This window comes from Clostridium sp. AM28-20LB, assembly GCF_003480665.1.
Lineage (GTDB): Bacteria > Bacillota > Clostridia > Lachnospirales > Lachnospiraceae > Otoolea > Otoolea fessa.
This window is the reverse complement of record NZ_QUJN01000007.1, coordinates 104,845-125,504: the sequence shown is the minus strand read 5'-3', so window position 1 is coordinate 125,504 and position 20,660 is coordinate 104,845. Positions and strand designations below refer to the sequence as shown.

Sequence of the window (20,660 nt, the reverse complement as noted above, 5' to 3'; positions counted from 1 at the left end):
TGATTTAAATGGAAAACAAAATTGTAGGTGCTATTTTCTGTTTCATGTCAGCAGTTTTAATTTCTGCACGATATATTTCTGCTGCGATATTTATGAGTGGAGTAGCTTCGTGGAATGCCACTTTATTTGCAGCAGGTCTTGAATATGTAGGTCCTTTTTTAGCAATAGCGGCTGGTATTGCGTTTATTATTGGAATCCTGTTTCTGGGATATGGGCTGTATCAGGATATTAAAAAGATAAAGAAGTAGAACAATTCCAGTTTGTCAATTACAGGTGACATTGAAAGAGTCAGCCCATTCAAGGTGCTGGCTCTTTCAAAAATTCCATTCTAAATAAATTGCATGATAAATTAGAGTAAAAATGAATACCCATTAGCCGGAAATGAATAGAAAACGAATAAAAGTGTGGTGTTTCGTATAATTATGAGTTAGTATGCATCAGACACACTTTTGTAAAAAGGGAGTTTCAAAAAAACATTCTATCATTTTTGATCTATGATATAATGTGAACACTTGACGAGGTATTTTCGAGTCTAGTGAGAACATATGCCTGACCACTTAATGAGGTGTTTCACGAATTTAGTGGTCATGGTATAATGAGCCCAGAAGAAAAGAATGCGGCTGCGAAGCAGACATATTCTTTTCTTGCGCCATTACCGAACAAACAGCCATGCGAAGCAGGGCGGTAGCGCGCGATAGCGCGGGTTCGTGAGTATCATGTCCATGCACCAAATGAAGCCAGATCAAAGTCGAAAATTGATTTCGTATTTATTATAATTGACAACAATAATCCGCAAAAAGGAGGTTCCACCATGCCATCCCACATCATCCACCCAATCCCGCCTGTTTTTGACGCCGACTCCCGCATCCTGATCCTCGGTTCCTTTCCGTCGGTCAAATCCCGAGAAAGCTGTTTTTTCTACGGGCACCCACAGAATCGTTTCTGGAAGCTCTTAGCGCGCCTGCGAAAGGAAGACGTTCCATCCTCCATCGAGGAAAAGAAGGAATTTCTGCTGCGAAACCACATCGCCGTCTGGGACACCATCCATAGCTGTTCCATCGAAGGATCCAGCGACAGTTCCATCCGCGATGTTGTTCCAAACGACCTCGCCTCTATCCTGGATCACGCTTCCATCCAGGCGATTTACACAAACGGCGGGCTGTCCGGAAAAATGTACGACCGCTTCTGCCGTAAACAGACTGGCATTGAGGCAATCAAACTGCCGTCCACCAGCCCTGCCAACGCTGCCTGGAACCTCGACCGGCTGACAGATGCCTGGAAATGTATCAACCAGATCCTGGGGAAACCCGGATCTGAAACAAAAAACACTGCTTCCGATGGCAACGCACGCGAGGCAAAAACACGCATCATCTAAACAAACACCATCTGCACCAGAATCATATAAAATACAGTCCCTGCCGGCCAATGGCGCTTCTGTCCGATCCACTGTTCCGTAAAAATCATTACAAACAGTGCCGTCAGTGCAAAGTCCAGCCCTTTCGTATTAAATGTAATCACATTTGACACTGCTCATCTTTCTTAGTAGAATAAATACATTATAACGATCGATTTTTCGGATTCAACACAGATTTGAACTATGTAAAAAAGCTTTGAAGGAATTATCTTTACAAAAATTCTTATAAAAAACTGTTGGTTACTTCGTTATAAGTCCGCACTGTAATGATTACTTTAATTTATAGAAGGAAGCAAAACCTATGAACACATATATTCCCCTCCCCAATTCAAGTGCCGGCTCGCCTGTCCAGTTCTCTGAACCAGCCGCCTACTCCTACGAAAGCTGCCATTGCTGTCCGCGAAATTGTCAGATCAACCGCACCAAAAAGCAGGGCTGGTGTCACAGCCCTGCCGGTATCCGGGCGGCACGCGCGGCGCTTCATCCATGGGAGGAACCGTGTATCAGCGGTCTTCACGGAAGCGGTACCATCTTTTTTTCCGGCTGCACGCTGCGCTGCTGTTTCTGCCAGAACTACCAGATCAGCAGCGAAGGCTTTGGAAAAGATATTTCCGAAACGCGTCTAGAGGAAATTTTTCTGGAACTGCAGACACAGGGTGCGCACAATATCAATCTGGTGACGCCGACTCAGTACCTTCCGTCGCTACTGCCCGTCTTAAAACGGGTCAAACCGCAGCTTTCCATCCCTATCGTCTACAACTGCGGCGGTTATGAGACACTGGAGGCGGTTGACGCGCTGGCTCCCTATATCGATATCTGGCTGCCGGATTTAAAATATTACTCCTCCGAGCTGTCCGCCCGCTACTCCGCCGCCCCGGACTATTTTTCGGTCGCCTCCGCAGCAGTCAAACGGATGATCGCGCACACAGGTCCGCTGGTATTGGAAGATTTCTCTGAAAATGATCAGACCTGCCAGCTCATGAAGCGCGGCGTAATCCTGCGGCATATGGTTCTTCCGAAACACAAAGACGATTCCATCCGTCTGCTCCACTGGATTCACGACAACCTCCCGGAGGGGCATTTTCTGGTAAGCCTTATGAGCCAGTACACCCCCTTCTACCAGAGCAGCAAATATCCGGAAATCAACCGCCGCATCACAAGCTACGAATACCAGAAAGTCGTCGATGCCGCGATTGAGCTGGGGCTCACGCACGGCTTTATGCAGGAAAAAAGCAGCGCGAAAGAAGAATACACGCCGCCGTTTGAGTTACAGGGGATTTGATCTTTAATAATAAGAAAAGAGCCTTCTTGATGCTTTTCCATGAACCAGAAAAAGGGTATCGATAAATTGACATTTTATCGATACCCTTTAAACTATCTCGTCCATTGGATGATACCTCTTTCTTTGAACTTTTCCTTTATTCAATTTTGATTCCTTTTTCAACAATTTCTGAATCGTTCAATCTTATTTTTTTCTTTTTTCACTTATCTATCTCTCTTTTAAAAAACGCTTCTTTTTAATGATACTTTCTCGTCATATCACTAAACCGAATCCTGTTTCTAAATATGTATGATAGATGATTGACTGATTTTTATTTGTTGATTTTGGTTTTCCTTTGTTCAATTTTTCTATTAAAAAATCGAACCAGTTTTATGTTTTCGGTGGAATCAGCTCCCTTCTTTTTTTGTTTTATTTCTTGTTTCTTTTGATGGTTTTATTTTAATACATATGCCTCATTTTGTCAATACTGATTTTATATTTTTTTGTTATTTTTCAGTTTTATTTTTACCATGAATGACAGCTATTAGTTTTTATCTCGCAATCTTGCCATTTTATCTCTTTATTTTTCCCCTGTTATTTTTCTTGCCAATCTTCCCATTTTCCAGTATAATCATGATATCGGTGCATTTGGCACCTGCTTCTTTATATGCAGGCAATTTTTTCACATCTTACTGGTTCCTGCGATTCTCATGTTCAGTTTTTTCGATGATTTCCATGACCATTTTCATACTTACGCACTCAAAAGGTAAACGCTAAAACTCTGAACTTTTTATTTATTTTTTAATCACTAAGCAATCTTTCTTCACATCTCAAACTTCATGACTGCTTCTTGATTTGATTCCTTAAAACTTATTCACACGGGGAAACTGTTTCTCATTTTGCTGAAAGTCTAACCTACATGAGCAAGCGGGCATCCCCTATCTGCAATTTTATTTCAGGAGGTACTCTATGGTCTATGAAACTTTTTTGAAAACAATCCAGTCGATGGTGCAGACGCGCCTCAATAAAAAAGCCAACGTCTCCCTGCGGCGGGTTCTGAAAAATAATGGACTGATGCTCGACGGGCTGAGCTTTACGAAACCCGGCTCACGTTTATCACCGACCGTCTATCTGAACGCCTATTATAATGAAGCAGAGGAAGGGATGCCGCTCTCCATTATTACCGATCAGATCCTGATGGTGTATGAGACAAATCCAGGATTTTCGGAGGATATCTGCGAGGAACTGCGTGATTTTGATGCGATACGCGACCGGATTGCCTACAAATTGATCCATGCCGCCAAAAATAAGGTGCTTCTCTCCCATGTCCCACATATTCCGTATCTCGATCTGGCGATCGTTTTCTATCTGATCCTCACTGACAATGAGGAGGGGCAGATGACAACTCTGGTACACAGCGACCATCTTGCCCTGTGGGATATTTCTCTGGAAGAGCTCGGCATGCTGGCGGAAGAAAATACACCTCGCATGCTTCCGTACCACATCAGCTCCATCGAATCCACCCTCAACCAGCTCGAAATGGAGGATGTCTTTGAAACGGAGGCTCTTCCATCGGTTTCTCTCTACGTTCTGACAAATTCGCGCGGCATCAACGGCGCTGCCTGCATGCTCTATCCCCGCGTCTTAAAAGAGTTTGCCGAAAGCCTGGGCGAAAATCTGATTATCCTTCCATCCAGCATCCATGAAGTGCTTCTCACTCCCAGCAGCGTCTCCCTTCCGCCGGAAGAACTCAATGAAATGGTTCAGGCGATCAATCAGTCGGATGTGCCCGCTGAAGACCGCCTGTCAGATCATATTTATTATTTTAGCAGGATTCAGGGCTGTCTCTACCTGCCGCCCAGTTCTACTACGACGCTTTATTCCGGAGCAGACGGAACAGTGAATCCACAATAAAGATGGCAACCGCCATCGCCCCCGCTATCTGGATCGTCTGGATCAGATAAAAATTGTACCATTTTGTCTGTCCCTGTATCAGAAAATAGACGCTCCGGTAGATCGATGCGCCCGGCACCGTCGGCAGGATTCCTGCCACCAGAAAGATCGTGACGGGCGCTTTTAACACGCGTGCAAATACCTGGCTCAGCAGAGCCGCTGCCAGACTGGAAAAAAATGCCGCCGCCACCTGCGAGGTTCCCACCTGCATTGATACCAGGTACGCCAGCCATCCGGCACCTCCGGTAATGCCCGCATAAACCAGATATTTCCGCGGCATATCGACCAGCAGGGAAAAACCAAAAACCGCCAGAAATGCCCCCACGCTCTGGATCATCAATTCTCTTATCATCTCTGTCATACCGATCCTCCCGCCAGCCGGACTGCCACGATCGCCAAACCGACGCCCGACGCAACCGCCAGCGCCACCACGACTGCCTCCGCCATCCGCGCGACTCCCGAACTGTAATCTCCATTCAGCGTATCGCGGATTGCTGCCGTAAATGTGACCCCAGGCACCAGCGGCATGATTGCGCTGATAATCACTACATCCAGGCTCATTCCCAGAAATGCCCCACGGCGCAGCAGATACGCCGCAACCGCCAGTGCAAACGAGCCAAGTGAATTTTGACAGAAATCATTCAACATAAGTTTGGACGCCGCCCGCAGGACAAACGCAAGAACGACTCCCACGACAGCCGCCACCAGGCATTCGCCCGGACCGCCTCCAAACATCACCGCAAAAAATCCCGTCGTTGCCGCATAGCCAATGCATTTCTTCCAGAATCCGTATAATGTCGTATTAGCAATCCGATCCAGTCGTTCCTGCGCCTCCCCGACAGACAATTTTCCGCTGCAAAATTCCCTTGAAACATTGTTTACCTGATAGATGCGGTTCAAATTCGTTGCCCGGTTTTCCACCCGTTTTACCAAGGTAAGCGGCGGAAGCGATGCATCCGCAATCGTCGCCACGATCCCCGTCGTCACGACAAACACATCTGCCCGTGCAATCCCTGAATGCTTTAAAATACGGTGAATCGTGTCCTCCACACGGTAGACCTCCGCTCCGCTCGCCAGCATGATCTCCCCCGCCCGGACCGCCATCTCCATCAGCGCGCCATATTCCATACCAACCACCCTCTGATTTACGAATTTTCGTAACTGTTCAGTACCTTCACAGTCACGCGCAAAAATCCATTAAAAATTGCCCGCGGCAATGAGATTTTTGCCTGCTGGCCCATGTTTTCGTACGGTCAGCGCAGTAAATGCGCAGACCTACTGAACAGTTACGAATTTTCCAAATCCAGCAACATTTTCTTGACCTCTACCATACGGTCACGCAACACGACCGCTTCCTCGAAATTCAGCTCGGCTGCCGCCTGATTCATCTTCTTCGTCAGTTCCTTTACAAGTTTTTCTAATTCCTGGCGATCCATCGATTCCAGATCCTTCGTTACCTTATTCGTAACCGGTTCGGCTGCCTGCGAGATCGTGATCAGATCCCGGACAGCTTTCTTGATCGTCGTCGGCGTAATGTGATGTTCCTCATTGTACGCCTGCTGAATCGCGCGTCTTCGCTCCGTCTCCTCGATCGCCGCCCGCATCGAATCCGTGATCGAATCTGCATACATGATAACATGCCCCTCAGAATTTCGCGCTGCTCGGCCGATCGTCTGAATCAGGGACGTTTCCGAACGCAGGAATCCCTCTTTATCCGCATCCAGAATCGCCACCAGCGCAATCTCCGGGATATCCAGACCCTCACGAAGCAGGTTGATGCCGACCAGCACATCGAAGACATTCAGACGCATATCCCGGATAATCTGGGCGCGTTCCAACGTGTCAATATCCGAATGCAGATATTTGACGCGGATTCCCGCATCGCGCATATAGTCGGTCAGGTCTTCTGCCATCCGCTTTGTCAGCGTCGTAACAAGCACCTTAAACCCTCGATCCACCTCCCGGTTGACCTCCGAAATCAGATCGTCGATCTGTCCCTCGACCGGTCTCACCTCAATCGGCGGATCAAGAAGTCCCGTTGGACGGATCACCTGCTCTGCCCGCAGAAGCTCATGATCTGCCTCATACTCGCCCGGTGTTGCTGAAACGCAGAGAATCTGATCCAGTTTGCTCTCAAATTCTTCAAAATTTAACGGTCGGTTATCCAGCGCCGATGGCAGGCGGAAGCCATATTCCACCAGCGTTTTCTTGCGCGACTGGTCGCCCGCGTACATACCGCGCACCTGCGGCAGCGTGATGTGCGACTCGTCCACAATCACCAGAAATTCATCCGGGAAATAATCCATCAGCGTACACGGCGGTTCTCCCGGTTTCGAACCAATCAGATGGCGCGAATAATTCTCGATACCGGAACAGAAGCCTGTTTCCCGCATCATTTCCACATCAAAATTCGTCCGCTCCGCGATTCTCTGTGCCTCCAGAAGCTTATCCTCACTCTTAAAGTAAGCGACCTGCTCCTTCATTTCCTCTAAAATATTGTTTGCCGCAATCTCCATCCGCTCTTTCGGGATGACATAATGCGATGCCGGGAAAATCGCGATATGTCCCAGCTGCGCCTTGATCTCGCCCGTCAGCGTGTCAATCTCTGTGATCCGGTCTACCTCATCCCCGAAAAACTCAATCCGGTACGCATCGCCGCCCGAATACGCCGGGTATACCTCCAGCACATCGCCGCGCACCCGGAACGAACCTCGCTTGAAATCCATGTCATTCCGGCTGTACTGAATGTCGATCAGCTTGTGAATGACCTCGTCGCGGTCTTTCTCCATGCCCGGGCGCAGGGAAATAACCATGTTTTTGTAATCGATCGGGCTTCCCAGACCATAGATACAGGAAACCGATGCCACAATAATCACATCCTGCCGCTCCGACAGCGCCGCCGTCGCTGAATGCCGCAGCTTATCGATCTCGTCGTTGATAGAGGAATCCTTCTCGATGTATGTGTCCGTGGACGGGACGTAAGCCTCCGGCTGGTAGTAGTCATAGTAGCTGACAAAGTATTCCACCGCATTATTGGGAAAAAATTCCTTCATTTCCGAATAAAGCTGGGCTGCCAGCGTCTTATTATGTGCAATAATTAACGTCGGCTTATTCAGCTTCTGAATCACATTTGCCATCGTAAACGTCTTGCCAGAGCCCGTTACCCCCAGTAATGTCTGGAACTGATTTCCTTCCTTGAAGCCCTCCACCAGCTTTTCAATCGCCTGCGGCTGGTCGCCGGTCGGGCTGTATTCTGATACCAACTCAAAATGATCCATTGCTTTCTCCTGATTTGATATAATTCACAAATAAAGAATGTGCCTTTTTGTGTAATAGGGGATTCCAAGGAATTTCCTAGTACACAAAAAATCCCATTAAGTATTTCTATTATACCAAATCCACCCATGAATGTATACATAAAAGCAAAACAAATCAGTACAAACGTTCGATTTCAGATAACTGTTCACAGGTAGGAATTTTCTGAATTTTCTAAACTGAAGATTCCGTACGATACAGTTCTGGTTGCAGATTTTGCCGTTATTCCTATTATTGGTTTACTGTATTATTTCTTTCTTCCCGTGACTACTATCAGAACGATTCCTAATACCCCCATCATCCCCGCATACCCCACAAACGGCACGCTCACGCCCTCGCTGAATCTTCCCATCCATTTCAGCACAAACGGCGAACACGCCGCTCCCAGATTGCAGCCGACCAGCACAATTGATGTGGCTGTATTGATAGAAGACTGCGGAATCCGCTCGGAAATCTGGTGGAAGGAATAGGTAACCAGAACGGTATAGAAAAATCCGACGATACTGATGCCAACTCCAATCAGCGGCAGATTGCCCGCATATGCGGTCAGAAGCATCCCCGCTCCAAGCATCAAGCATCCAACCCCCGGTAATTTTTCCTTCCACCACATCGTCAGTTTTCCAAAATAAACACCGGCAGCTATTCCCATCAGCATCATGAGCGTGAGAATGATGCTGGCTTCCGACTCCGTTCCAAGTTTCTTCTCTAAAATCAACATCGGGACACGCAGGGAATTGGAACAGTAGATGCAGATGACAAACCCCGCAAACACTGCATAAGCAATGGTCAGGACTTCTTTTTTCCAGCATTCTCTTTTTCCATCTGCCTCCGCTTCCAGACTTTCTTTCTCTGCCCCTGCACTCTGTGAGCCCGCACTCTGTCCCGGCTCCATACTTCCCGGAACCCATACAAGATACAGAAGTACAATCACAAATCCGAGCGCGTACACCCAAAATGCCAGATTCCACCGGATCAACACCAATTTTCCAGCAACCAGCGTCATAACCGCGCTTCCCAGCACCTCCGCCGATCCGCGGTATCCGAGCAGCGCCGCTTTTTCCCTGCCTTCATAATATTCACTGAAAATGCTGATTGCTTTCGCATTAATGAGCCCAATCCCGATCCCCAGGAAAATCCTGGACGCGAACATCACCGGATATTCCTGTACAAACACCGGTACCATGCCGCTGACCGATAAAAGAAGCAGACCGCCCACAATCATTGGACGGTCTTTCATATAACGCGACAGCCATGCATTCAGCACGATCATGACAGTGATCGCAAACGACGGTGCTGAGATCAACATCTCCACCTGTGCGGTTGTATATTCACTGAAATGCTGCAGCAGCGATGGCAGCACGATCGAAACAGAATACGCCGATGTCAGTATCAATGACAGCGATAGCAGCGCTATTTTCTTCATTTGTTCTTTCATATTAATTTCTCCCCGAATGTAAGTTTTATACTAGAATTTTGATTGCTTCTGTCCTATCCATTCACAATCGCAGACAGCACAATCCATGTATCGTTTCTTAAAACAATACTCCATTCCTTTTATCATAAATGAAATTCATTCAGAAAGAAATACTTAAATTTTTTTTATTCTAAGATTTTTATTCTAAGGTAGATGTTTCACTGTTCACACATGTGTTCCCAGTAACGGGATTTTCAGTTCAGAAAATTCCCACCTGTGAGCAGTTACGTTTCTTCGTTACCTATCCCCGCGCAAACCAGTCTTTCATGCACTGAAGCACCTGCACCAGCTCTTCTTCCTTGATAATATACGGAACCATCGCGTACAGATAATTTAAGAACGGACGGCTGAACACGCCGCGTTTGTACGCATATTCCTGATACCCTTTCAGGACTGCCGGATCATATACCTCGACACAGACACATCCGCCCATCATGCGGACCTCCCTGATTCTCGGATCGGTAAATTCTTCCATCTCCCGGCGGGTGATAGCTTCGATCTTCTGAATCTTTTCCATATAGTTCTGCGTCTCAAACAGCTCGATCGAGGCAAGCGCCGCGCTGCACGCGAGGGCATTTCCCATAAAGGTCGGTCCGTGCATCAGCGCATGTTCCGGGTTATCATCGAAAAATCCATCAAATACCTTTTTATTTGCCACAGTCGCCGCATGACCAATGTAACCGCCGGTCAATGCCTTTCCGAGGACCAGAATATCCGGAAGCACCCGATCTGCCACAAAGCGGTTTCCGGTTCTGCCAAATCCGGTTGCCACCTCATCAAAAACCAGCAGCACGCCGTACTTATCACAGAGTTCCCTTGCCTTCTCCAAAAATGAAATGTCGTACATCCGCATTCCGCCAGCGCCCTGTAAAAGCGGTTCCACCAGCACGCAGTTCAACTTGTCATGATACTGTTCAAATGCTTTCTCCAGCGCCGGGATCTCAGTCGGAATGTGAACCACATACGGGCTTGCACCATAGGCTTTTAGCACAAAATGGTAGTCCTCATCATCGCCTACCTCCATCGTCTTAAAGGTATCGCCGTGGTACGCGTGTTCCAACGCCAGAATCATCGTCCGCTTCTCATCGCCGCGGTTCATATAATACTGCAGCGCCATTTTCAGCGCTACCTCAACCGCCACGCTGCCGGAATCTGAAAAAAAGCAGTAGTCCAGATCGCCCGGCAGCCAGGATGCCAATTTTTCTGAAAGCCTGCGCGCCGGCTCATGCGTCAGCCCGCCCAGCATCACATGAGAAAATTTTTCTACCTGTGAAATAATTGCCTGATTGATCACCGGATGTTTATATCCATGAATCACACTCCACCAAGATGAAACCGAATCAATCAGCTTCTGATCCTTCGTGTAAAGATATACCCCGTTCGCATCCACGATCTCATAAGGTGCTTTCATTGTTTTTAACTGTTCATATGGATACCAGATCATTTTTCTTCTCGTTTATCTTCTGTCTTACGCATACAGCCCTTTCAGCGTCTCCGCATCCATGGAAAGCTCCGTATCCCCATCCGCCACACAGGCAACAACCGGAATGCCCGTGTAATATTCACACATTTTCCGGTTATCCTCATGAAGCAGATTCCCCGTCTCATAATGGTTGAAAATAATTCCTTTCAGGGCAATTCCCTGTTGTTTCAGATAATAGGCAGTAAGCCCCACGCCATTGATCGTCCCAAGCCCCGCATCTGCAATCAGCAGGCAGCCAAGCCCGCACGCTTTTACTACTTCTGGAAGACGGATATCCGCTTCGTCTATGCAGAGTGGACAGAGAATTCCGCCGCTTCCTTCCATCGTCACATACTCATATTTTTCACAGACTTTGTGAAAATCTTCCAGCACCCGATCCATCTGGACCGGGTTGCCCTCCAGACGGGATGCCAGATGCGGCGATACCGCCGTCTCGTACACATACGGACACATTTCCTCAAGCGGCTGCCCGATTCCCGACATTGTTTTTACCTGCAGAGCATCTCCTGGAATCAGGCTTCCATCCGCACGCCGCTCATTGCCGCTCATTGCCGCTTTATAATACGCCGCATCCGCGCCGCTCTCCCGCAGTTTTTTCACAATCAAGCCTGTCACATACGTTTTTCCAATATCCGTTCCCGTACCTGTTATAAAAATCCCCTTGCTCATCTTTTATCCAAGTCTCCCTCCCTTAATCAGCGGAATCATCCGTTTTCCTATGATGGCAGCCACAATACAGAGCACGATATCGCCCGGAACTGCCAGAACAAAGCAATATAAAAACAGCGCTCCTACGCCGATCGGCGAATTCAGATAGAAATTGCTGATCACGTAGTAATAAATCATTCCAAATGCATAGACAATAAAAAGTCCCAGAAAATTAGCTCCCAGCAGGCGCCGGTAACTCGGATGCGTCTTGGCATTGGCAATCTTACCATTCACATACGCCGCAACCGCAAATCCGATGATATATCCAAAACTCGGCTGGAAAATATATCCCGGTCCGCCGCCCTGAGTGAAAATCGGAAGTCCAATTAAACCTAATACGATATAAACCACAACCGCCAGCGCCCCGTTGACCGGACCTAAAAGCAGACCCGCCAGCATCGTAAATAAAAACTGCAATGTAAATGGAACCACCGGAACCGGTATCTTGATAAATGCTCCCACTGCAATCAGTGCGACAAACATCGCGCACAAAACTAAATCCTTTGTCTTCATGTGTTTCAAACCTTTTTCCTCCTTGGTTATCTGAATGATTTCAGGCATCCGAAGCCATTCTATTCTCGCACATGTACATAAATTTCTCTCCGCAACCCCTGTTCCAACCATCTAAAACAGCAGCGGCCGTTCCAGATCCCGGGTAGTCGAAACAGATGCAGAACTGATTGCAAGCATAACATAGCCTTTTTCTATTGTCAACCTATTATTTTTATATAGTTAACAATTAGTTTTTTATCTGTTTTTATCTCTTTCCTTCCCATAATCTTGTTTCTTATATCCCTTGATATACATACGTTTCCCGTCCGTCCACACATTCACTGCCCCTGAATCCGCCGTTCTCCAGATCTCCGTTCCCGTCTGTTCCAGACGTTCCACCGCCTCCGGTGCCGGATGCCCGTAAGTATTTCCCTCTCCATAAGAGAGCACCGTGAAAGCTGGGGAAAAGCACTCCAAAAACTCCTCTGAGGAGGAACCGTTCGAACCATGGTGTGCAGCTTTTAACAGTGTCACTTTTTCCCCCTTTTTGTCCTCTTCCATTCCCAGAATTTCTCTTTCTTCCTCCACTCCAATATCTCCAGTCAGAAGCATACGAAACTTTCCATACGTGACATCAAACACCAGTGAATGACTATTTCGCTCCTCGACTGGCTTTTCCCCCGCCTCCGGGTACAGGCACCGAAGCGCCAGGCTTTTCGCCCGCACCGTTTCTCCCCGATACAGATAATAGACTTCCGCACCCCGTTTTCTGGCAAGAGTTTCCAGTTTTTTATATGCCTCCTGCCCTTTTCCCGCCGCCGGAAGTGCCAGATTCCGCACCCGGATATCTGCCTCCTCCTTCAAAAGCCACTCGATCCCGTTCGTGTGATCCGCATCCGCATGGCTGACCAGAATCCAGTCCAGCGTGCGGATTCCCTGACTTTTCAAAAATGGTCCCAGCACATTTTTCCCGATTTTTTTATCCTGGCTGCTGCCACAGTCCGAAAGAATTGCCTCATCCCGCGTCCGCAGAAAGACGCCGTCGCCCTGTCCTACATCGAGGAACCAGCTCTGAAAGCCATGAACAGGCTTAACCACTAAAAAGACTACCGCCACAGCAATAAATACACTATTTTTTCCCTGTGCATTCCAGTCTTTTGGAAACCGAAAAATCCCTTTTCTCCCTAAATTCTCTCTTGCTTCTCCCACACTCCACACATATCGAATCCCCAGCGCCACATAAAACACCCCTATTTTCCACATTTCCGGGCGTCCTGCCACGATGGAATGAAACGGCACGCGTTCCACCTGGATGCAAAGCCATTCATACAACTGAAAAATATAATGCCCCGGACCCGTACATGCACTTGCCGCTATTCTGAATATTTCTGGTATTTCTGATATTCCCGATGCCGCACCTCCAAAATCCGAAAGTACTCCCGCAATGCTGCTGCCTCCGCCCATTCCCCCCATTTTTCCTCCCACAAACGCTATACTGTAAATTCCAAGCGCCAGCAGACCGCTTCCGGCTGCATACGTGAGAAGCGGAATCACGATCAGGTTCAGAAAAATTCCCAACATCGGAAATGTAAAATAGTGATACAGCTGAATCGGCATTGTATAAAGCTGTATTGCCGAGCTGAGCATGAGTGTTTCATATCCTTTCTTTTTTTCTTTCTCTTGTTCCTCCTCTTCCCGCTCTTTTCTCTTTTTTCCCACTTTCCGCAGCTCCTCCGTCTCCAGCCCAATCGCGGCAACCGCGCCATAGGAAAGCTGCAATCCCGCCGAAAAGAGCAGATACGGCGACTGCCACGCCTGTAAAATCAAAGATAGCGACAGCGCACTCAGCAGATCGTAACTCCGCCCCAGATATGCCGCCAGACAGGACACCTCTACCATAAATACCGCCCGGAATACCGATGCTCCAAATCCGGTTACTAAACCATAAAAGGTAAGAAGCGCTGAAGCACCCAGTCCCGCCCATCCATACGATATGCCCCAAAAACGCAGTGCACTGTAAACGCTCATGCCAATCAAAGAGACATGAAGCCCGCTGACTGCCAGAATATGTGCAATCCCATTATCCTGAAACCGTTCGCGCAGCTCTTCCGATAACCCGGATTTATCCCCCAGCAAAATTGCCTGGAAAATCCCTGCCTCTTCTGGAACACAGATTTCCTGAAAAACAGCCGTCGCGTACGCCCGAAAGCATTCTGCCTGACTTCGGAGAGGGGAACTTTTTCCTTCTGAAATAAAAATCCGATCCGCCGTCACCCGGTTTCTGATTCCTAGTCCCCGATAATACATCCGATACGAAAACTGCCCCGGATTGCGCGCTTCTTCCAGAAACTCAGCGTTTCCCGTCAGATGAATCTGACTTCCGCAGGGTGGCAGAATTTTCTCTTCACACTTCTCCAGTAAATCGCTTTTACACGATATCAGTACCTTTCTTACACTTTCATCCTCTACCTCCACCCCCGTCAAAATCATCGTACACCACCCATTTTTTTCCGAAATAGAATCCAGTGTTCCCGATACCGCCACCTCTGCCGAACCGCCCTTCTGCGTTACCATCCGTTCCAGCGCATCCGGGCGCATTTCCACCATCATCCGTCCCCATCCTGCCAGGAAACAGAAAAACAGCAGAAAGACACGGCACATCATCGGATCTTTCCAATTCCAGACGCGTTCTGCGTCTGTCTGAAAGTCCGAATCTACCCGTCCTTCTGCTGTTTTTATGACTGCAAGCAAAAAAAACGCTGCTGCAATTATAAACCACACCGTCATGCCCATCTGGTACGCTGCGACCTCTCCAAGTACGAAAGCCACCATCATCCACATTACCGGTCGTTTGATATTCAATTCCTCTTTTCCTGTATTCTACAAAACATCAACAAAATCCCATTGCTGCTCTCTTCCAAATATGGCATATACATTCTGTCTGACAGTTACTTCACAATATACTTCTCCTCTCTCTCCAGAGGCTGCACCAGCGAAATCACATTCCGGTACGTCACATCTGCCGAGCCATTGACCGTGATCTGTACTTTATTTACCGTCTGAAGCTCTGTCAGCGAATCGACGATCGCGTAAATCGGAATATACTCCGCCACATCGATATCCCCGGAAATAAAACTGCTATCCAGGTTGACATAGCAGGTATTATCTGTCAGTGATACGTTTAATACCTTTGTATTTTTCGGCATCACTGAAAGCCCGCCATTCTGGGAACCTGCCAGCAGCTGTTCCACTACCAGGCGTTCCAGCGACGTGTTCATACTGTGAAATACTTCCCGTTTTTCTGCCACCAGACCATCTTTTTCTTCATTGGCAAAATACAGGGTCAGCTCTACTTTTTCATACGAATTGACATCCGAAATACTGTCTACAAAATCACTTCCTGCGATCGCGCCCACCGGGTTCCCATGTGTGTCCAGGAGCGGCTGTCCCTCGCAATTAATGCTGATATAATCGACTCCCTTAACCTGTGTAAAGGTCTTTGCCAGCGCCGCCCGGCACAGAATCTCCCGCGACGCTTTCGTATTCATATATTCCTGATTAAAATTCAACGTCAGCACGTTATTGTCCCGGTTAATATCCAGGAATTCAACCTTATCGCTTAAAACTGCCTGATACTCCGGGTTTTCCGGCGCCGCAAGGATCTGCCCCGCCAGCTCCCCGATCAGGATCTCAGCGTCCGCCGTCTCCGTCTGATAGGAAACACTCGCCAGCCCCGTGCGCGTCGAATTGAGATAATAAATCTGATAGACGCCGTCCTCACCCGCCGTCGGATGCACCTCTTCTTTTTTTCGGCATCCGCTCAGAAGAAGCAGACATGCCAGGCAAAGGATCAGCCACGAACTTACGCTTCCTGCCCGTTTTCCAGAGCTTTTTTTTCTTATTTTCTCCATTTATTATTTCCTGTTGTTATTTTGCAATCTATCTCACAATAGACATTTCCCTGACCTCACATTCGAACACTGCAACACTCAAATACCGCAACATTCAAACACTGAAACATTCGAACACGACAGCATTCAAACACCGAAATATTCGAACACGACAGCATTCAAACACCGAAATATTCGAACACCGCAGCACCAGCAACCATCTCGAACCTCTAAACCGCCCAGAACCACGCTGTCTACGGAATATAATTCAACGGAATCCGCACCGTAAAGGTTGCTCCCTTGCCTTCTTCACTCTTCAGGCGGATCGCGCCCTGATGAAGAAGAATAATATTCTTCGTGATCGCAAGCCCCAGCCCGGTACCGCCTGTCTCGCGTGAGCGCGCCTTATCTACACGGTAAAAACGCTCAAATACGCGCTCCTGGAATTCTTTCGGGATTCCCACGCCATTATCCTCTACCTTCACATAAAAGAACTTGTGGTCAGCATCCAGCGTCACCCAGACTTTTCCCTCTTCGCGGTTATACTTGATCGCATTTTCCACCAGGTTCGAAAGTGCCAGGCTCAATTTTACCTCGTCCACATCCGCCGATACTTCCCGCTTGCTCTCATACGTGATCTCAATGTTCCGCCGCTTCGCGATCGGGGTCAGACGTTTTAAAATCTGTTCCAGAAGACCATTGATCGAAGTCTGGGCAATATTCAGATCCGGCGATGATTTATCCATTTTGACTAACGTCAGCAGATCATCGATAATCTTGCCCTCGCGGTCAATCTCCGCCGAAATATCCTGCATAAACTCCTGATATAACTCCGCCGGGGCGTTCTCCATCCCCATCAGAGAATCCGCCAGCACCCTTATCGAAGTCAGCGGTGTTTTCAGCTCATGCGACACGTTGGAAACAAACTCCTGACGCGACTGATCCAGGTTTTTCAGCTTCCGGATGGTCTGCATGACTGCCTCCGAAATGTCCCGCGTCTCCCGATATGTTTTTACATCAATATCCTGATCCAGATTTCCCTCTGCCACCATATCGAGCTGCTGCTGCAGGCGGCGGAATGGTTTCAGCAGGCAAGCCGCCGCCAATAAATCTGCGATCAGAATAAAACAGAACATAACGAGCTGCAAAAATCCCGTCTTCTGCACAATTTTCTCCTGCAAAAGCGCCGAATTTTCCGTGGACGCCATCAGAAGAAGGACTCCCTGCACGCCTGCCGTATTTTTCCCATTTCCGGCTGCCACATCCGAATCGATCGGCGCTGCATCCGTGCTTTTTGCCTGAATCGGCTGCGCTACATAGAAATACTTTTTCTTCTGGTTCAGATAGCTGGAAGTTTCCCCGTCAAATGCCTTTAACACATCCGATACAACCAGCGTTTTCCCTCTGGAAAGACCAAATGTGTCTTTCAAAACCTTAAAGCTGTCGTCCACCAGCACGATTCTTCCGTTCATCAGATCCGCCGTTGTACTAAGTTCCGCATCCAGCGCCGGATTTGGATTTCCCGACAGCAGTACATTGATATAATCACTGCTGCGTATCTTGTTTGCTAAAATCAGACACCGGTTCTGCGCTTCCGCCATCCGTTCTTCCACATGGCTCTGGTAAAAATACCCCGATGTAAAACGAACCTGTACCAGAAGCGGAACCAGCGTCAGAATCAGAAAGGCGAGGAACAGAGGGATTCTCATCCCGATCGTGTGCTCCATCGCTTTCCATATCTTTCTTTTATGTTCTGCTATTCTTCTCATGTTCCTGTCCTGAACGATTACAATTCACACGCTCTTTGCGTTGCTTAACTTACTGACATTGGCTGTGAACTGTAACCCCGAAATGCTGCTCTGTAACTGCGTTTTTCACAACAACGATCCGATTTCAAGCTTCTTCGTTGCCGCAATCGCCAGCGCTCCCGGTCCGATATGGCAGGCTACACTTAAGGACAGCGGCTCTACACGGACTTCCGTCTCCGGGAAAAGTTCCCGAAGCTCGGCTGCCAGCTCCTGCGCCATCTCATCATCGTCGGTATGCGCTACATCAATATACGTTTTTTCTCCCGTCATATCATCAAACCGATTTTCCAGATCGCGGGTGATCGCCGTGATCATCATGGAACGCGCCTGTTTCATCGTCCGCGCCTTCGCAAATGCGTCCAGCTTCTCGCCCTGTATCGTCAGAACCGGTTTTAAACGGAGAAGTGTTCCGAGCGCTGCTGCCGCTGGTGTGATTCTACCGCCCTTTTTCAGATATTTTAATGTGTCAACCGTGATATAAATAGTTGAATCCAAACCTGTCTCTTCCAGCTTTTTGCAGATCGCCTCCGCGTCCATGCCGGCTGCCGCCATGTCAAGCGCATCCTGCACCGAACGGCGCTGGGTCACGGAAATCCTGTGATTATCCGCCACCTGCACTTTTCCGTCGAAATCATCTGCCAGCATCTTTGCCGTCTGGCAGGAGCTCGAAAGCCCACTGGACATCGGAATGTGCACAACTGCATCGTATTCCTCCAAAAGTTTTTCCCAGAGATTTAAGATCGTCTCCGGGGACGGCTGGGATGTGCTCACATCGTGATCCCCGCTCAGATGCTCGTAAAATTCCTTCTGTGTCAAATTTATATCTTCCAGATACTCGGTTCCATCAATCATAAACGGCATCGGCAGGACATATACGCCCATCTCTTTCGCCTGTGCCTGTGTAATTCCGCTGTTGCTGTCTGTAACAACCGCTACCTTCATGCTTGTTTCCTCCTGTTTTCCCTGTGAATCTGCTGCCATCCTATTTTCCTTTCCGCATAACACTTTCTTTTCTAAAAATGTCTGCCCTGGAACAGCCTCCGAGCGGTTCACATAGATGATTTTATTTTATCCTATTTTCTTATGAAATGGAAGAGAGAAGTAACGGGATTTTCAGTTCAGAAAATTCCTACCTGTGAACAAAAAACTGCCACAAAACAAGCCCCGACCATTTCTCTGTTTATGATCTTTTCTTGCTTTATGGCAGTTTTCCCGATTCTTATTGACGGTTATATTTATACTTTCCTAATATATTCGAAAATTCTCCCTATTTCACCAACAGCGACTCTCCCGTCATCTCCTTCGGCTTCTCAAGTCCCATCAGTTCAATCAGCGTCGGCACAATATCGCAGAGGCGTCCGCCCTCGCGCAGCTTGTACGCCGGGTCAGCGCCGACCAGGACAAACGGCACCTGATTGGTCGTATGAGCGGTCCACGGCTCGCCGGTTGCCTCATCGACCATCACCTCTGCATTACCGTGATCGGCGCAGATAAAGAGAACGCCTCCGGCTGCCTTGATGGCTTCAACTGCACGTCCTACGCAGGCATCGACGGTCTCAATCGCCTTGATCGCAGCCGACTCCACGCCCGTGTGACCTACCATATCCGGGTTTGCAAAATTGATGATGATGACATCATATTTGCCGGACTCAATCGCCTCCACCAGCTTATCGCACACGATCGGTGCGCTCATCTCCGGTTTCAGGTCGTAGGTCGGAACCTCCTTCGGAGACGGAACCAGAATGCGGTCCTCGCCCTCGTTCGGCTCTTCCACGCCGCCGTTGAAGAAAAATGTTACGTGTGCATATTTCTCGGTCTCGGCGATACGTGCCTGCGTCATATGGTGCGCCGCCAGGAACTCTCCAAACGTGTTCTTAATCTCTTCCTTCTTGAACGCAATCAGCTTGTTCCCGATCGTCTCATCGTAATCGGTAAAGCATACAAACGTCAGGTCAAGCTTCTTCTCTCTCGCAAATCCGGTAAATCCCTCATCGCAGAATGCGCGGGTGATCTCTCTTGCACGGTCCGGACGGAAGTTGAAGAAAATGACGGAATCGCCATCCTGAATCGTGGCAACCGGCTTTCCGTCCTTCTCTACATAGAACGGTACGACGAACTCATCGTTTACCTCTTTATCATAGGATGCCTGAATGCCTGCACACGCGCTTTCTGCCTTCTCGCCCTCTGCCTTTGTCAGCACATCATAAGCTTTCTGGACACGATCCCAGTTTTTATCACGGTCCATCGCATAGTAGCGTCCCATCACGGAAGCCACCTCGCCGATGCCAAGCTGCTGCATCTTCTTCTCTAATTCTGCTACGAACTCCTTGCCGGAGGTCGGCGGTGTATCACGTCCGTCCAGAAAGCAGTGCACATACACTTTTTTAAGTCCCTGACGTTTTGCGAACTCCAGAAGTCCGAATAAATGAGTCAGATGGCTGTGAACGCCGCCGTCTGATACCAGTCCGAACAGATGCAGGGCGGAATCATTTTTCTTGCAGGTGTCTGCGGCTGCCAGAAATTCCGGATTTTCAAAGAAATCGCCATCCTCGATTGATTTCGTGATACGGGTCAGCTCCTGGTATACGATACGTCCGGCGCCCATATTTAAATGACCAACCTCCGAGTTACCCATCTGTCCGTCCGGCAGACCGACCGCCAGACCGCTGGCATTGCCGCGCACAAACGGGCACTGGCTCATCAGCTGATCCATGATCGGTGTCTTTGCCTCACACACGGCATTGTGCTCACAGGTATCTCTCATGCCGTATCCATCGAGAATCATTAATACGGTTGGCTTTTTTTTCATCTCTTTCTTCTTCCTTTCCTTCCATGAAATGAACCGTTTTTCTGAAACAACCG

Annotated in this window: 17 protein-coding genes; 4 read left to right on the top strand and 13 right to left on the bottom strand. The window is 48.4% G+C overall.

The window, feature by feature from the left end; genetic code table 11:
- Positions 1–8 precede the first annotated feature (8 nt).
- Both DW739_RS12775 and DW739_RS12770 read left to right on the top strand, forming a co-directional pair.
- Complete coding sequence (locus tag DW739_RS12775; protein WP_107001055.1) at positions 9–248, top strand: hypothetical protein; 240 nt, start codon at positions 9–11, stop codon at positions 246–248.
- Between the two features lie 563 nt (positions 249–811).
- A complete protein-coding gene (locus DW739_RS12770) occupies positions 812–1,375 on the top strand; it encodes a DNA-deoxyinosine glycosylase (protein WP_118467285.1) in 564 nt (187 codons plus the stop codon).
- On the opposite strand, the gene DW739_RS12765 is transcribed toward DW739_RS12770, so the two are convergent.
- Entirely contained in the window at positions 1,372–1,518 is a 147-nt protein-coding gene (locus DW739_RS12765) for a hypothetical protein (protein ID WP_243017769.1), read from the bottom strand. The genes DW739_RS12770 and DW739_RS12765 overlap by 4 nt on opposite strands.
- Before the next feature lie 197 nt (positions 1,519–1,715).
- Here DW739_RS12765 and DW739_RS12760 point away from each other — a divergent pair, with 197 nt between their 5' ends.
- Both DW739_RS12760 and DW739_RS12755 read left to right on the top strand, forming a co-directional pair.
- Positions 1,716–2,696 (top strand): radical SAM protein, encoded by a 981-nt coding sequence (locus DW739_RS12760; RefSeq protein ID WP_118743172.1) that lies wholly within the window; start codon positions 1,716–1,718, stop codon positions 2,694–2,696.
- Between the two features lie 948 nt (positions 2,697–3,644).
- Positions 3,645–4,589, top strand: coding sequence for a DUF5688 family protein (locus tag DW739_RS12755; RefSeq protein WP_118743171.1), 945 nt, complete (start codon positions 3,645–3,647; stop codon positions 4,587–4,589).
- Here DW739_RS12755 and DW739_RS12750 read toward each other — a convergent pair.
- The 12 genes from DW739_RS12750 to gpmI all read right to left on the bottom strand — a co-directional run bounded on the left by DW739_RS12750 (position 4,543) and on the right by gpmI (position 20,607).
- A complete protein-coding gene (locus tag DW739_RS12750) occupies positions 4,543–4,989 on the bottom strand; it encodes a threonine/serine exporter family protein (protein ID WP_227589434.1) in 447 nt (148 codons plus the stop codon). The genes DW739_RS12755 and DW739_RS12750 overlap by 47 nt on opposite strands.
- Positions 4,986–5,756 (bottom strand): threonine/serine exporter family protein, encoded by a 771-nt coding sequence (locus tag DW739_RS12745; protein WP_118743170.1) that lies wholly within the window; start codon positions 5,754–5,756, stop codon positions 4,986–4,988. Before DW739_RS12745 ends, DW739_RS12750 begins: the two co-directional genes overlap by 4 nt.
- A 158-nt stretch (positions 5,757–5,914) precedes the next feature.
- Positions 5,915–7,906, bottom strand: a complete 1,992-nt coding sequence (gene uvrB, locus DW739_RS12740; RefSeq protein WP_118467275.1) for an excinuclease ABC subunit UvrB — start codon at positions 7,904–7,906, stop codon at positions 5,915–5,917.
- 284 nt (positions 7,907–8,190) lie between these two features.
- The gene (locus DW739_RS12735; protein WP_118743169.1) at positions 8,191–9,378 is read right to left on the bottom strand and encodes an MFS transporter; all 1,188 of its coding nucleotides are present in this window, start codon (positions 9,376–9,378) and stop codon (positions 8,191–8,193) included.
- A 280-nt stretch (positions 9,379–9,658) separates the two neighbouring features.
- Positions 9,659–10,861 carry an adenosylmethionine--8-amino-7-oxononanoate transaminase gene (gene bioA, locus DW739_RS12730; protein WP_118743168.1) on the bottom strand — a complete coding sequence of 401 codons (1,203 nt, stop codon included), beginning with the start codon at positions 10,859–10,861 and terminating at the stop codon, positions 9,659–9,661.
- A gap of 24 nt (positions 10,862–10,885) precedes the next feature.
- Complete coding sequence (bioD, locus tag DW739_RS12725) at positions 10,886–11,569, bottom strand: dethiobiotin synthase (protein WP_118743167.1); 684 nt, start codon at positions 11,567–11,569, stop codon at positions 10,886–10,888.
- A gap of 3 nt (positions 11,570–11,572) precedes the next feature.
- Positions 11,573–12,121: a biotin transporter BioY gene (locus DW739_RS12720; RefSeq protein WP_243023779.1), complete on the bottom strand. Its 549-nt coding sequence runs from the start codon at positions 12,119–12,121 to the stop codon at positions 11,573–11,575.
- Positions 12,122–12,355: 234 nt separating this feature from the next.
- Positions 12,356–14,962: a ComEC/Rec2 family competence protein gene (locus tag DW739_RS12715; RefSeq protein ID WP_147355510.1), complete on the bottom strand. Its 2,607-nt coding sequence runs from the start codon at positions 14,960–14,962 to the stop codon at positions 12,356–12,358.
- A gap of 86 nt (positions 14,963–15,048) precedes the next feature.
- Entirely contained in the window at positions 15,049–16,011 is a 963-nt protein-coding gene (locus DW739_RS12710; RefSeq protein WP_118570818.1) for a GerMN domain-containing protein, read from the bottom strand.
- 233 nt (positions 16,012–16,244) lie between these two features.
- Entirely contained in the window at positions 16,245–17,759 is a 1,515-nt protein-coding gene (locus DW739_RS12705) for an ATP-binding protein (protein ID WP_118743164.1), read from the bottom strand.
- A 105-nt stretch (positions 17,760–17,864) separates the two neighbouring features.
- Positions 17,865–18,740, bottom strand: coding sequence for a DegV family protein (locus DW739_RS12700; protein WP_118743181.1), 876 nt, complete (start codon positions 18,738–18,740; stop codon positions 17,865–17,867).
- Positions 18,741–19,065: 325 nt separating this feature from the next.
- The gene (gpmI, locus tag DW739_RS12695) at positions 19,066–20,607 is read right to left on the bottom strand and encodes a 2,3-bisphosphoglycerate-independent phosphoglycerate mutase (protein WP_022359186.1); all 1,542 of its coding nucleotides are present in this window, start codon (positions 20,605–20,607) and stop codon (positions 19,066–19,068) included.
- Between the last annotated feature and the right edge of the window lie 53 nt (positions 20,608–20,660).